This window comes from Candidatus Sarcina troglodytae, assembly GCF_015708635.1.
GTDB lineage: Bacteria > Bacillota > Clostridia > Clostridiales > Clostridiaceae > Sarcina > Sarcina ventriculi.
This window is the reverse complement of the sequence record NZ_CP051754.1, coordinates 1-15,206: the sequence shown is the minus strand read 5'-3', so window position 1 is coordinate 15,206 and position 15,206 is coordinate 1. Positions and strand designations below refer to the sequence as shown.

Here is a 15,206-nt window from a genome sequence, read left to right as displayed (position 1 = left end):
GATTATAACTTATATTATATAATTTTTAACACTTATTTTCATAAATATTTTTTTATAATATTAAAAGCATTACAATTTAAAATAATACATTATATAAGTTTAAACATTTAATTATAAAATAAATTAAAAAATGAGCCTAATAATATAAAATTATTAGACTCATACTAAGAATTATATTTTATTTCTATATATAACTAATTGATATTATCAGCTTCCGATAAAATTTTTAATAATATATTATTATTAAAAATTTTATCATTAGTATTTTTATGATGATTTTCTATTGCATTTAAAAACTCATCATTATACAAATTACTTGATAAATTTTTTTCTTGCTCCCTTAGTAATATATTTTTCCCTTTTAATCCATGATTGTAATATACATCTACACTTTTGAAATTAGAAAAATTTTCAAGAGCTCCTTTAGTAATCTTGTTTAAAATTACCAATATTGATTTTTCAATTAAATTTAATCCATAATCAATTTTACCTATATCATGTAATAAAGCTAATTTAGCTAAAACTACTTCATCTATATTTAACTTATTTTCAGAGTTTATTCTTAAACAATCATAACAAACCCTTATACAATGATATTTCTCAGAACGTTTTAACTTATTAAAAAGTATAATTTCATTTTTATCTAAATATTTATTAATATAAGTATAATCAATTTCTTTAAAATTAGAACTTATTGCCCATATAGTTTGCTTAATTCTATATATCATTATTAACTCCTAAAATAAATATTGAATATAACTATTATTTTTATATAAAAAAAGAACTACTTAAAGTAGTTCTTTTGGTGGAGGTAAAGAGATTCGAACTCTTGACCCCCTGCGTGCAAGGCAGGTGCTCTCCCAACTGAGCTATACCCCCAAATATGGTGGACCTTCAGGGACTCGAACCCCGGACCTACCGGTTATGAGCCGGTTGCTCTAACCAACTGAGCTAAAGATCCATATAAACCTGGCAACCACTTACTCTCCCACATAGTCTCCCATGCAGTACCATCAGCCTCTAAAAGCTTAACCTTCGTGTTCGGAATGGAAACGGGTGTTACCTTAAAGAGCATTATCACCAGATAATCATGTTATTTATATGAAAGACATATTCTCTCAAAATTACACTAAGCATTAAGATAAAGTTAATTAGGTCAAGCCCTCGACCTATTAGTATCAGTCAGCTAAATATGTTACCATACTTACACCTCTGACCTATCAACCTTGTGTTCTTCAAGGGGTCTTACTAGCTTATGCTATGGGAAATCTCATCTTGAGGTGGGCTTCACGCTTAGATGCTTTCAGCGTTTATCCCTTCCCGACTTAGCTACCCAGCTGTGCTCCTGGCGGAACAACTGGTACACCAGAGGTCAGTCCATCCCGGTCCTCTCGTACTAAGGACAGCTCCTCTCAAATTTCCTACGCCCGCGACGGATAGGGACCGAACTGTCTCACGACGTTCTGAACCCAGCTCGCGTGCCGCTTTAATGGGCGAACAGCCCAACCCTTGGGACCTACTTCAGCCCCAGGATGCGACGAGCCGACATCGAGGTGCCAAACCTCCCCGTCGATGTGGACTCTTGGGGGAGATCAGCCTGTTATCCCCGAGGTAGCTTTTATCCGTTGAGCGATGGCCCTCCCACGAGGTACCACCGGATCACTAAGCCCGACTTTCGTCCCTGCTCCACTTGTGGGTGTCGCAGTCAGGCTCCCTTCTGCCTTTGCACTCTTCGAACGATTTCCGACCGTTCTGAGGGAACCTTTGGGCGCCTCCGTTACTTTTTAGGAGGCGACCGCCCCAGTCAAACTGCCCACCTAACAATGTCCTGTGACCAGATTCATGGCCGCCAGTTAGAACTTCAGTACTATCAGGGTGGTATCCCAACGTCGACTCCACTAAGGCTGACGCCCTAGTCTCTCAGTCTCCCACCTATCCTGTACAGACAATACCGAAATTCAATGCTAAGCTACAGTAAAGCTCTACGGGGTCTTTCCGTCCAATCGCGGGTAACCAGCATCTTCACTGGTACTACAACTTCGCCGGATTTGCAGTTGAGACAGTGCTCAAGTCATTACGCCATTCGTGCGGGTCAGAACTTACCTGACAAGGAATTTCGCTACCTTAGGACCGTTATAGTTACGGCCGCCGTTTACTGGGGCTTAAGTTCACACCTTCGCTTACGCTAAGTGTTCCCCTTAACCTTCCAGCACCGGGCAGGCGTCAGCCCCTATACATCAGCTTACGCTTTAGCAGAGACCTGTGTTTTTGCTAAACAGTTGCTTGAGCCTATTCTCTGCGGCCTACTCTCGTAGGCATCCCTTATTGCTAACTTACGGGATCAATTTGCCGAGTTCCTTAACTGCAATTCTTCCGCCGGCCTTAGGATTCTCTCCTCACCTACCTGTGTCGGTTTGCGGTACGGGCACTACTTCTCTCTCTAGACGCTTTTCTTGGCAGCGTGGAATCATGTACTTCGGTTCCGTAGAACCTTCCCCATAACATCTCATCATTATTACAACGGATTTGCCTATTGTAACTGACTAAATGCTTAGACTAGCATCCAATAGCTAGCACACACTATCCTCCTGCGTCACGCCATCGATAATAACGATGGTAGTGGTACTGGAATATCAACCAGTTGTCCATCACCTACGCCTTTCGGCCTCGGCTTAGGTCCCGACTAACCCTCAGCGGACGAGCCTTCCTGAGGAAACCTTAGGTATTCGGCCTGTAGGATTCTCACCTACATCTCGCTACTAATGCCAACATTCTCACTCGTAATCAGTCCACCACTCCTTACGGTATGACTTCAGCCCGATTACGACGCTCCTCTACCGCTTGAATAAATTCAAGCCCGTAGCTTCGGTGGTAAGTTTTAGCCCCGAACATCTTCGGCGCAGGATCTCTCGACTAGTGAGCTATTACGCACTCTTTTAATGAGTGGCTGCTTCTAAGCCAACATCCTAGTTGTCTTAGAAATCCCACATCCTTTTCCACTTAACTTACACTTTGGGACCTTAGCTGACGATCTGGGCTGTTTCCCTTTTGACCACGGATCTTATCATTCGTAGTCTGACTGCCGAACTTATAGTATATGGCATTCGGAGTTTGATAAGGTTCGGTAAGCGCTATGCCCCCTAGCCCATTCAGTGCTCTACCTCCATTACTCATATTCGACGCTAGCCCTAAAGCTATTTCGAGGAGAACCAGCTATCTCCGAGTTCGATTGGAATTTCTCCGCTATCCACAGCTCATCCCATGCTTTTTCAACAGCAACGTGGTTCGGTCCTCCACGAGGTTTTACCCTCGCTTCAACCTGGCCATGGATAGGTCACCCGGTTTCGGGTCTACGACATGCAACTAGTTGCCCTATTAAGACTTGGTTTCCCTTCGGCTCCGTACCTTAAGTACTTAACCTTGCTACATATCGTAACTCGTTGGCTCGTTCTACAAAAAGCACATCATCGCACACATAAGGTGCTTTGATCGGTTGTAGACATATGGTTTCAGGTTCTATTTCACTCCCCTCCCGGGGTTCTTTTCACCTTTCCCTCACGGTACTGCTTCACTATCGGTCATCAGGTAGTATTTAGCCTTGGGAGGTGGTCCTCCCTGCTTCCCACAAGGTTTCACGTGTCTCGTGGTACTCTGGATTAGAACTTGATTACTCTAACTTTCACTTACAGGACTATTACCTTCTACGGTAGAGCTTTCCAGCTCTCTTCAATTAGTTATAGTTTCTCGTTATGTTCTATCCACAACCCCGGAAACAAGTTTCCGGTTTGGGCTCTTTCCCTTTCGCTCGCCGCTACTTAGAAAATCGATTTTTCTTTCTCTTCCTCTAGGTACTTAGATGTTTCAGTTCCCTAGGTTTACCCTCGTTAACCTATTTATTCAGTTAACGATACATGGGGTTTCCCATGTGAGTTTCCTCATTCGGAAATCTTTGGATCTCAGACTATGTGCGTCTACCCAAAGCTTATCGCAGCTTATCACGTCCTTCATCGGCTCCTGATGCCAAGGCATTCACCATACGCCCTTTGTAGCTTGACCTTTGTTTCTATCTTTTAGATAGTTGCAATCAATTTTACAAAGAATAGTAAATTTAATTGGCTTTACTCTATTTATTAATACTTATGTGTAATTTTCAAAGAACATAATTTTGAAAGAACTTAGTCTTTCAAAATTAAACAGATATTTAAGAAGCATTCTTTATTATCATCTTAGTTTTCCTAAGATGTTCTTCCTTAGAAAGGAGGTGATCCAGCCGCAGGTTCTCCTACGGCTACCTTGTTACGACTTCACCCCAATCGCTGACCCTACCTTCGGCCGCTGCCTCCTTACGGTTAGCTTACGGACTTCGGGTATTGCCAACTCTCATGGTGTGACGGGCGGTGTGTACAAGACCCGGGAACGTATTCACCGCGACATTCTGATTCGCGATTACTAGCAACTCCAGCTTCATGTAGGCGAGTTTCAGCCTACAATCCGAACTGAGACAAGTTTTTGAGTTTTGCTCCACTTCACAGTATTGCTTCTCTTTGTACCTGCCATTGTAGCACGTGTGTAGCCCTAGACATAAGGGGCATGATGATTTGACGTCATCCCCACCTTCCTCCCGGTTAACCCGGGCAGTCTCGCTAGAGTGGTCAACTTAATGGTACCAACTAACAATAAGGGTTGCGCTCGTTGCGGGACTTAACCCAACATCTCACGACACGAGCTGACGACAACCATGCACCACCTGTGTTCCTGTTCCCGAAGGAACTTCCCACATTACTGGTAATTCAGGACATGTCAAGTCTAGGTAAGGTTCTTCGCGTTGCTTCGAATTAAACCACATGCTCCGCTGCTTGTGCGGGTCCCCGTCAATTCCTTTGAGTTTTAATCTTGCGACCGTACTCCCCAGGCGGAATACTTAATGCGTTAGCGGCGGCACAGAGGCTTTTGGCCCCTACACCTAGTATTCATCGTTTACGGCGTGGACTACCAGGGTATCTAATCCTGTTTGCTCCCCACGCTTTCGAGCCTCAGCGTCAGTTACAGTCCAGAGAATCGCCTTCGCCACTGGTGTTCTTCCTAATCTCTACGCATTTCACCGCTACACTAGGAATTCCATTCTCCTCTCCTGCACTCTAGATATCCAGTTTGGAATGCAGCTCCCAAGTTAAGCTCGGGTATTTCACATCCCACTTAAATATCCGCCTACGCTCCCTTTACGCCCAGTAAATCCGGATAACGCTTGCCACCTACGTATTACCGCGGCTGCTGGCACGTAGTTAGCCGTGGCTTCCTCCTTAGGTACCGTCATTATCGTCCCTAAAGACAGAGCTTTACAATCCGAAGACCTTCATCACTCACGCGGCGTTGCTGCATCAGGGTTTCCCCCATTGTGCAATATTCCCCACTGCTGCCTCCCGTAGGAGTCTGGACCGTGTCTCAGTTCCAATGTGGCCGATCACCCTCTCAGGTCGGCTATGCATCGTCGCCTTGGTGAGCCGTTACCTCACCAACTAGCTAATGCACCGCGGGCCCATCTCATAGCGGATTGCTCCTTTGATTGTTAAAAGATGCCTTTCAACAATATTATGCGGTATTAATCTTCCTTTCGGAAGGCTATTCCCCTCTATGAGGCAGGTTGCCCACGTGTTACTCACCCGTCCGCCGCTAGAAAAGCTCCGAAGAACTTTTCTCGCTCGACTTGCATGTGTTAAGCACGCCGCCAGCGTTCATCCTGAGCCAGGATCAAACTCTCAAATTAAAATATACTAATTTCTTAGTTATTATTTGAGTTTAATCTACTCATATTACTTATAAAAGAATTGCTGGTTTACTTAAATTATCTGTTTAATTTTCAAAGACCATTGTTTTTCTTTTTTCTTTGTCGCCCTCAAGCGACTTCTTTATCTTATCACTTTACTTAATCTTTGTCAACAACTTTTTTTATTTTTATTTTTACGTTGTTTAACTTATTTTATTAAAGCGATATATTATCACATTAAGATTCTCACTAATACACTTATTTTTTTGCTAAATAAATTATTATATCTCTCTGCGACGAAATTTATGATAACATAATTTTTGTTTTATTAATAATATTTATATATCGTATTTTATTTAATTAACTTTTATTTTCTTATTTTTTCTCATTTTTTCTATTGTTTTTATAATATGATACACTTGGTTATGTTTATATTATATTTATATAAATTTCAAAAACTCTATTTAAAAAAAAATAAAAAAACCTTGCTAAATGCAAGGTTTTTTTATTTACTCACTAGCCACTTCATTATTACTTAATGTAGTTTCATTTTCAACATCTTTATCTGCACCAGATATTTTGGCTATTGCAACAACTGACTCGTTTTCTAATGTTCTCATAACTTTAACTCCCATCGTTGCTCTACTTGTTATAGATATATCGGCTACATTAACCCTTATAGCAACTCCATTGCTATTTATAAGCATAATTTCATCATCATCCTTACATATAGTAGCTCCTACAACTTTTCCAGTCTTTTCTGTTAATTTATAAGTTATTAATCCCATACCGCCTCTATTTTGAAGCTTATATTCCTCTATATTGGTTCTCTTACCATATCCATTTTCACTAATTACAAGAACCTTCTCACCCTTTACAACTATATCCATACAAACCGCTATATCATTCTCTCTTAAAGTTATAGCCTTAACACCAGCTGCATTTCTACCCATTGCTCTAACGTCTTTTTCGTTAAATCTTATAGAATAACCTTTTTCAGTTACTATCATAATATCAGCATCACCATAAGTTACCTTAACTTTTAAAAGTTCATCACCATCTTTTAAACTAAGAGCAATTAGACCTTTTCTTCTTAAATTCTTAAATTCACTTAAACATGTTTTCTTAACAATTCCTTGTTTTGTACACATAAATAAATAACCATCTTGTTCTAACTCTTTTAAAGCAAGCACTGCTTGAATAACTTCATCAGTTTCTAATGGTAATAAATTTATTAAATTCATTCCTTTAGCTGTTCTACCTGCATCAGGTATTTCATATGCTTTAAGCTTATAAGCCTTACCTTTGTTAGTAAAGAATAATAAATTAGCATGGGTTGACGTTATAAAGATATTTTCAACAAAGTCATCTTCTTTGGTTGTCATAGCTTGAATTCCCTTACCCCCTCTTTTTTGAGCTGAGTAAACATCAGCAGATATTCTTTTTATATATCCTGCATGACTAAGAGTTATAACAACATCTTCTTCTTGTATTAAATCTTCTATATCTATTTCATTTTCTTGTTTTTCTATTCTAGTTCTTCTAACATCTGCATATTTTTCTTTTATCTCTAAAAGCTCTTCTTTTATAACTTCTAAAAGCTTATTCTCATCTTCTAATATTCCAGTTAAATATTCCATTAATTCACTAAGAACCTTTAACTCTTCTTCAATTTTATCTCTTTCTAAGCCAGTAAGTCTTCTAAGCTTCATTTCTAATATTGCAGATGATTGTTTATCACTTAAAGCAAATTTTTCTATAAGAATGTTTTTAGCTATTTCTGAAGTTGCAGAATTTCTTATAATTTGTATAACTTCATCTATGTTATCTAAAGCTATTTTAAGCCCTTCTAGTATATGAGCTCTATCTTTTGCTTTATTTAATTCAAATATACTTCTTCTTGTTATAACATTCTTTTGAAAATCTATATAATTAACTAATATATCTTTTAAATTAAGTACTTGAGGCTGATTATCAACAAGTGCAAGCATTATAACTCCAAACGTATCTTGCATTTTTGTATGCTTATATAAAAGATTTAACGTTACATTTGGATTAGCATCTCTTCTTAATTCTATAACTATTCTCATACCTTCTCTATCTGACTCATCTCTTAAATCTGATATTCCTGGTATCTTTTTTTCCTTAACAAGATCTGCAATGTTTTCTATAAGTCTTGCTTTGTTAACTTGATAAGGTAATTCTGTAACTATTATTCTATGTTTATTGTTTTCTTCCTCAATTTCAGCCTTAGCTCTAATTACAATTCTACCTCTTCCTGTTTCATAAGCAGCTCTAATTCCTGATTGCCCCATTATTGTTCCTGCTGTTGGAAAATCCGGCCCCTTTATATAAGTCATTAAATCTAATACAGTAGCTTCAGGATTTTCAATAAGCATTACTGTTCCATCTACAATTTCTCCTAAGTTATGTGGAGGGATATTAGTCGCCATACCTACAGCTATACCAGAAGATCCATTAACAAGTAAGTTAGGATATCTAGATGGAAGTACACTTGGTTCTTGCTCTTCTCCATCAAAATTTGGAACAAAATCTACGGTATTTTTATTTATATCCCTAAGCATTTCAATCGAAATTTTATTCATCTTTGCTTCTGTATATCTCATAGCAGCCGCGCTATCTCCATCAACAGAACCAAAATTTCCATGACCATCAACAAGCATATATCTCATTGAAAAATCTTGGGCCATTCTAACTAATGCATCGTAAACTGAAGTATCTCCATGCGGATGATATTTACCTAAAACTTCTCCGACTATTCTCGCACATTTTCTATAGCCCTTATCAGGAGTAATTCCTAGTTCTTGCATAGAATACAGTATTCTTCTATGAACTGGTTTTAATCCATCACGCACATCAGGTAAAGCTCTTCCAACTATAACACTCATAGCATAATCTATATAGCATTTTTTCATTTCATTGTTTATATCAATGGGTATAATCTTTCCCTCATTAAAACTCATGTATTTCACCTCATATTTAGCATTATATATCTAAATTACTAACCTTTTTAGCATTTTTTTGTATAAATTCTCTTCTAGGCTCTACTTTATCACCCATAAGAATAGTAAATACCTCGTCTGCTAAAATGGCATCTTCGATATCTGCTCTTAATAAAATTCTAGTTTCTGGATCCATTGTTGTATCCCATAACTGAGTTGCATTCATTTCTCCAAGACCTTTATATCTTTGTATATTAACGCTACTATCTTTTCCACCAAATTCTTCCAAAATAATCTCTGATTCTTTATCTGAATAAGCATATTGTTCTTTTTTACCTTTGCTTATTTTATACAATGGTGGCTGTGCTATATAAACATGCCCCTTTTCAACCAATTCTCTCATATATCTATAGAAAAATGTTAATAAAAGAGTTCTTATATGAGCTCCATCAACATCAGCATCTGTCATTATTATAATTCTGTTATATCTTATTTTTTCTATATCAAATTCAGGTCCTATTCCAGCCCCTATCGCAGTTACTAAAGATCTTATTGTATCTGAACCTAAAATTTTATCTAATCTTTGTTTTTCAACATTCATTATCTTACCTCTTAAAGGCAAAATTGCTTGGAATCTTCTATCCCTACCTTGCTTAGCTGATCCACCTGCACTATCTCCCTCAACAATATATATTTCACATTCTTTTGGATCTTTAGATGAACAATCTGCAAGTTTTCCAGGCAATGAATTTCTTTCAAGAACAGATTTTCTTGTAAGTTCTCTAGCTTTTCTTGCAGCATCTCTTGCTCTAGATGCTAATAAAGCTTTTTCAACTATTATTTTACCTACTGCTGGATTTTCCTCTAAAAATATAGCTATCCCTTCTCCAGCTATTGATTCTACAACTCCTCTAACCTCAGTATTTCCAAGTTTAGTTTTAGTTTGTCCTTCGAACTGTGGTTCTGATATTTTTACTGATACAACAGCAGTCAAGCCTTCTCTTATATCATCACCAGATAAATTTTTATCACTTTCTTTTAAATGACCAAACTTTTTAGCATAATCATTTATTACCCTAGTTAAAGCTGTTTTAAATCCTACTAAATGAGTTCCACCCTCAACAGTATCTATGTTATTAGCGAAGGTAAATATATTTTCATTGTATCCATCATGATATTGAAGGGCTACCTCTACTGATATTCCATCTTTAATACCTTCTACATAAACAGGTTCTTCATGTAAAGACTCTTTATTCCTGTTAAGGTAAGATACAAAAGACTTTATTCCCCCTTCATAGTGATAACTTTCACTAACATCATTTCTTTCATCAACTAAAGTTATATTTATACCTTTATTCAAAAATGCAAGTTCTCTAAGCCTTTGAGAAAGTGTGTCAAAATCATAAACTGTATCCTCGAATATTGTGGCATCTGGTTTAAAGTGAACTGTAGTTCCACTCTCATTATTTGTTCCTATTTTTACAAGTTCACTAGTTACATTTCCTCTTGAATAAGTTTGTCTCCATACTTCTCCATCTCTAGTTACAGTAACGTCACATTCTTCTGATAATGCATTAACAACTGATGCACCAACCCCATGTAGTCCGCCAGATACTTTATATCCTCCTCCACCAAATTTTCCACCTGCATGTAATACAGTCATTATTACTTCAACTGTTGATTTTTTCATCTTTGGATGAATACCAACCGGCATTCCTCTACCGTCATCTTTTACAGTTATTGAATTGTCTTTATGGATATAAATCTTTATATTTTTACAATATCCCGCTAAGGCTTCATCTATACTATTATCAACTATTTCATAAACTAAATGATGAAGACCTCTTAAACTAGTACTTCCAATGTACATCCCAGGTCTTTTTCTTACAGCCTCAAGCCCTTCAAGAACTTGAATTTGATTTTCATCATAAGTTATCTTGTTTTCTTCTAACATAAAATTTCCTCCATATTTCTTGATGTAATCCTATGTCTAAAAAAGATTAATCATTTTTTAAGGATTATAATTAACATCCGTACGTTTTGTTAATGTTGATGATGAGATTGGTGAATAATATATCTTACTCATTTTATTAACCTCTGCAATGACGAAAGATTTTGGTTCCTCGTCTGTTACTCTTTCAACAAATCCATCATCCTCCGCCATTCTTAAAAATTGCATTGTATCTGCACTATATCTAGCAACATCAATATCAAAAATTCCAATTACGTCTTTAACTGGAACAACTATATTTTCACCTAAATGTAAAAACACAAACATTCCTCCTTTTATTCTTTAACAATTCCATCTTTTACTATAAATATTTTAGAATGCTCGTCTAGATATCTTGTTAAATCCTCTATCCCTGTACAAGTTATTATAGTTTGTATGCTATTAATAGATTTTAAAATATAACTTTTTCTACTAAAATCTAACTCTGATAGTACATCATCTAATAATAAGACAGGATATTCCCCTGCGACTTCTTTAATTATCTTTAAAGACGCAAATTTTATAGTAAGTACTGAGGTTCTTTGTTGCCCTTGAGAACCAAAAGCTTTTGCATCTACACCATTTAAAAGTATACTGAAATCATCTTTATGAGGGCCTATTGATGTAATTCGTTTTTCAATATCCCTTTTTCTACTTTTTCTTAATAAATTCAGCAAAGACTCTTTAATATTATCTAAATTTTTTACATTTGAAATATATTCAAAGTTTATTTCCTCTTTTCCTGACGTTATATCACTATGAATTTGCCTAGAATATTTATTTAAACTATTTAAATATTCTAACCTAGCTTTTATTATGTATTCACCATATTGAGCTAATTGCATATCATAAATATCTAACATGGATTCATCTATTTTAGCGCACTTTAATACTGAATTTCTCTCACTTAAAATTTTATTATAATTCACTAAGTTGTTATAATATTTTACATTTAACTGACTAATCTCCATATCCATAAACTTTCGTCTTATGCCTGGAGATTCTTTAACTATCTTTAAATCTTCTGGAGAAAATATAACAACATTAAATGTACCTATAAGCTCTCCGATTTTATTTACTTTTATTGAATTTATTTTTACAGCCTTTTTTCCATCTTTTAATATCTTTATATCAATTATTTTATCTAGTCTTTTTTTATGAATATCTAATCTTATAAATGTTTCCTCACAATTCCATTTTATTATATCTTTATCTTTATTAGTTCTGTGAGATTTGGCAAAACCACAATAGTATATAAGTTCTAAAATATTAGTTTTCCCTTGAGCATTATCCCCTATAAAGACATTAACATTAGGACATAAATTTAAACTTAGATTATCATAATTTCTAAAATTTAAAGTTTGTAAGCTTTTAATATACATAAAAACACCTATTATTTAAATTATAACATATTTTAACCTAGTTTAGGTTATGTATTGATTATATTAATTTATAAATTTTACCATCAAATTCTACTAAATCATTTACTTTTAATTTTTTACCTCTTTGAAGACAAACTTCACCATTTACTTTTACTTCTCCATTTTGAATAAACATTTTAGCATATGAACCTAAATCTGCCGCTCCACACCACTTTAAAAATGAATCTAATTTTATAAACTCAGTATTTATCTTTATATTTTCCATTAATTAATTAACAAGCTTAGGCTTGCTCCTTTCTACAATAAAAATTTATTTAATTAATATCCACTAAAGTTTCTTAGTGGATATTAAAACAACTATCTTGCTACTCTAACTGGTAAAACTAAATATTCACAAGAATTATTATTTTTATTTTTTATAATACAAGGTGACACACTACTTGTAAACTTTAGTTCTATTTTATCCCCTTCCATATTTTTTAAAACATCAATTAAATATTTTGAATTGAAAGCTATTTGTAAATCTTCTCCTTGAAGATCTATAGATACTTCCTCCCTAACTTTTCCTAGTTGAGAATTTGATGTTATAACTATAGAATCATCTTTTATGTCAAATTTAACTAAATTACTGTTTCCTTCTTTAGCTACAAGAGAAGCTCTTTCTATACAATTTTGAAAATCTTGCTTATTTACTGTTACTAACACTTTATGGTCTTTAGGTAATAAAGTATCATATTTTATAAACTCTCCTTCTAAAAGCCTAGAGATAACTTTTGTATTACCCATATTAAATAGTATATGATTAGGTGTAAACGTAATGTTTACAAGGTTATTTGAGTCTTCTAATATTTTAGCAACCTCATTTAAAGTTTTTCCTGGAATAACAGCATTTATTGTATTTTCACTATTTATAAATTCACTTCTAAGCGCTAATCGATAACCATCTAATGCTACTAAATTTAAATTAGAATCTTTGATTTCAAAAAGTATTCCTTGAAGTATTGGTCTTGTTTCATCTTGAGCAATAGCAAATGAGGTTCCCTTTATCATGTTTTTTAATAATCCTTGAGGTATTGTAAATATCATATTTTCATTTATTTTAGCTAAATTAGGAAAATCATCTGCATTCATATGAACTAAGTCAAATATTGATTTTTGGCAAATAATTTGTAATGTTTGATTTTCTAAAGTTGATATTTTTACCTCATCATTTGGTAATTTTCTTATTATCTCACCAAATATTTTAGCATCAACAACAGCATTCCCTGGTTCTATAATTTTAGCATCTAATCGAGTTTCTATACTTACATCTTTATCAGAACCTATTAATATTAGTGTATTATCTTTAGCTTCTATATATAGCCCATCTAATATAGGCATGGTTGATTTACCTGTTATAGCTTTTTGAGCTATCGTAATTGCTTCTTGAAATTTTATTTTATCGCATATAAATATCAAAATTAATACCTCCTGTGTATAAAGTTATTCACAATCAATTAGTCCTTATATATAGATAAATATATAGATAAATATATAGTAGTAATAGTAGTAGGGCCTGTGGATATGTGGATAAGTATGTGTATACATTGATATATCTATATTTTCTATGTTGATAACATGTGAATAACTCTGTTGAAAAATATATAATTTATTAACATGGTAATGTGGATAACTTAAGTTAAAATAGATATCCACAAATTATTAACAGAATTATTGACAAAATGTTGATAACTTTGTTAATAATTTTGGTTTAGTAGATTATAGATGTCATTAATTGTAGTTTGAAGTACTTCATCAGTCTTTAAATTTTCTGAAATCTTTTCATATGCATGAATTACAGTAGTATGATCTCTGCCACCGAATTCTTCTCCTATTTTAGGTAGAGACATATCTGTTAATTTTCTACTAAGATACATTGCAATTTGTCTAGGGTATGCAATATTTCTAGTTCTTCTTTGAGATTTTAAATCTTCAACTCTTAAATTAAAGTAATTTGCTACTGATTCTTGAATAATTTTTGTATTTAATGGTAAATCTTCTTTATTAGAAATTATATCTTTAAGAGCTTCAGAAGCTAAATTAACTGAAATAGCTTTAGTTGTTAATGATGAATAAGCAACTATTCGTATTAAAGCTCCTTCAAGTTCTCTGATATTAGATTTAATTTTTGTAGCTATATAAACCATAACATCATTTGCTACATTTAAACATTCTACGTCTGCTTTTTTCTTAAGTATTGCCATTCTTGTTTCAAAATCAGGTGGTTGAATATCAGCAATAAGGCCCCATTCAAATCTAGAACGAAGTCTATCTTCTAATGTGTGAATTTCTTTAGGTGGTCTATCAGAAGATAAAATTATTTGTTTAGAATCTTCGTGAAGGGCATTAAACGTATGGAAGAATTCTTCTTGAGTTCTTTCTTTTCCGGCTATAAATTGTATATCATCTATCAAAAGAACATCCACTTTTCTATATTTGTTTCTAAATTCTTCAGTTTTATCATCTTTAATTGCATTTATAAGTTCATTTGTAAATTTTTCAGAAGACACATAAACTACTTTAGCTTTAGGATTTTGTTCTAATATGTAATGGCCTATAGCGTGCATTAAATGAGTCTTTCCAAGACCGACACCACCATAAATAAATAGTGGATTATAAGCTTTAGCTGGAGATTCTGCTACAGCTAAAGATGCGGCGTGAGCAAATCTATTACTATTTCCAATTACAAATGAGTGAAATGTATATTTTGGGTTTAAAGATGTTGTTATTTCATCATTTATAATTGATAAACTTTTATTTATGTTTAAAGGTGATTTTTTTTCTTTAGTTTCATCTATGGTAGGCAAGGTTTCTAAATCAGATTCTAATAAAAACTCTATTTCATAGTTTTTAGAAGTTACTATTTTTAAGCCTTTTATTAAAAAAGATTTGTAGCGTTTATCAAGAATTCCTTTTGTAAAACTATTAGGAACTTTAAGTTTTAATAAATTATCAGATAAAGAGATTGGTTCACAGCCTTTTATCCAAGTGTTAAAACTAATTTCGGACATTTCACCTTTAACTATATTAAGTGCCTGCTCCCATAAATTTTTAAATTGGGCATTCAT

The 15,206-nt window shown here is 34.4% G+C and carries 8 protein-coding genes, 2 tRNA genes and 3 rRNA genes; all 13 read right to left on the bottom strand.

Annotated elements, in window-relative coordinates; genetic code table 11:
* Positions 1 to 194 precede the first annotated feature (194 nt).
* Complete coding sequence (locus HH195_RS00065) at positions 195 to 728, bottom strand: HD domain-containing protein (RefSeq protein WP_196371148.1); 534 nt, start codon at positions 726 to 728, stop codon at positions 195 to 197.
* Positions 729 to 803: 75 nt separating this feature from the next.
* Positions 804 to 879 (bottom strand) — tRNA-Ala (locus HH195_RS00060).
* Positions 880 to 884: 5 nt separating this feature from the next.
* Positions 885 to 961 (bottom strand) — tRNA-Ile (locus HH195_RS00055).
* Positions 962 to 967: 6 nt separating this feature from the next.
* Positions 968 to 1,085 (bottom strand): 5S ribosomal RNA (rrf, locus tag HH195_RS00050).
* A gap of 67 nt (positions 1,086 to 1,152) precedes the next feature.
* Positions 1,153 to 4,056, bottom strand: a 23S ribosomal RNA gene (locus HH195_RS00045).
* Between the two features lie 198 nt (positions 4,057 to 4,254).
* Positions 4,255 to 5,764 (bottom strand): 16S ribosomal RNA (locus tag HH195_RS00040).
* The 16S, 23S and 5S rRNA genes sit together here with 2 tRNA genes alongside, the layout of an rRNA operon.
* A gap of 509 nt (positions 5,765 to 6,273) precedes the next feature.
* The gene (gene gyrA, locus HH195_RS00035; protein ID WP_196371147.1) at positions 6,274 to 8,748 is read right to left on the bottom strand and encodes a DNA gyrase subunit A; all 2,475 of its coding nucleotides are present in this window, start codon (positions 8,746 to 8,748) and stop codon (positions 6,274 to 6,276) included.
* Positions 8,749 to 8,770: 22 nt separating this feature from the next.
* Positions 8,771 to 10,681, bottom strand: a complete 1,911-nt coding sequence (gene gyrB / locus HH195_RS00030; protein ID WP_055259162.1) for a DNA topoisomerase (ATP-hydrolyzing) subunit B — start codon at positions 10,679 to 10,681, stop codon at positions 8,771 to 8,773.
* A gap of 57 nt (positions 10,682 to 10,738) precedes the next feature.
* The gene (gene remB, locus HH195_RS00025; RefSeq protein ID WP_055259160.1) at positions 10,739 to 10,999 is read right to left on the bottom strand and encodes an extracellular matrix regulator RemB; all 261 of its coding nucleotides are present in this window, start codon (positions 10,997 to 10,999) and stop codon (positions 10,739 to 10,741) included.
* A 14-nt stretch (positions 11,000 to 11,013) separates the two neighbouring features.
* Positions 11,014 to 12,099, bottom strand: a complete 1,086-nt coding sequence (recF, locus tag HH195_RS00020) for a DNA replication/repair protein RecF (RefSeq protein WP_196371146.1) — start codon at positions 12,097 to 12,099, stop codon at positions 11,014 to 11,016.
* A 58-nt stretch (positions 12,100 to 12,157) separates the two neighbouring features.
* Positions 12,158 to 12,364, bottom strand: a complete 207-nt coding sequence (gene yaaA / locus HH195_RS00015; RefSeq protein WP_055259157.1) for a S4 domain-containing protein YaaA — start codon at positions 12,362 to 12,364, stop codon at positions 12,158 to 12,160.
* A 92-nt stretch (positions 12,365 to 12,456) separates the two neighbouring features.
* Entirely contained in the window at positions 12,457 to 13,557 is a 1,101-nt protein-coding gene (gene dnaN / locus HH195_RS00010) for a DNA polymerase III subunit beta (RefSeq protein WP_196371145.1), read from the bottom strand.
* A gap of 278 nt (positions 13,558 to 13,835) precedes the next feature.
* Positions 13,836 to 15,206: a chromosomal replication initiator protein DnaA gene (dnaA, locus tag HH195_RS00005; RefSeq protein WP_196371144.1), complete on the bottom strand. Its 1,371-nt coding sequence runs from the start codon at positions 15,204 to 15,206 to the stop codon at positions 13,836 to 13,838.

Bases quoted from the DNA above. Each gene is read 5' to 3' on its own strand.
- dnaA (WP_196371144.1), bottom strand. From the start codon at position 15,206: ATGAATGCCCAATTTAAAAATTTATGGGAGCAGGCACTTAATATAGTT.
- yaaA (WP_055259157.1), bottom strand. From the start codon at position 12,364: ATGGAAAATATAAAGATAAATACTGAGTTTATAAAATTAGATTCATTT.
- gyrB (WP_055259162.1), bottom strand. From the start codon at position 10,681: ATGTTAGAAGAAAACAAGATAACTTATGATGAAAATCAAATTCAAGTT.
- HH195_RS00065 (WP_196371148.1), bottom strand. From the start codon at position 728: ATGATATATAGAATTAAGCAAACTATATGGGCAATAAGTTCTAATTTT.
- recF (WP_196371146.1), bottom strand. From the start codon at position 12,099: ATGTATATTAAAAGCTTACAAACTTTAAATTTTAGAAATTATGATAAT.
- gyrA (WP_196371147.1), bottom strand. From the start codon at position 8,748: ATGAGTTTTAATGAGGGAAAGATTATACCCATTGATATAAACAATGAA.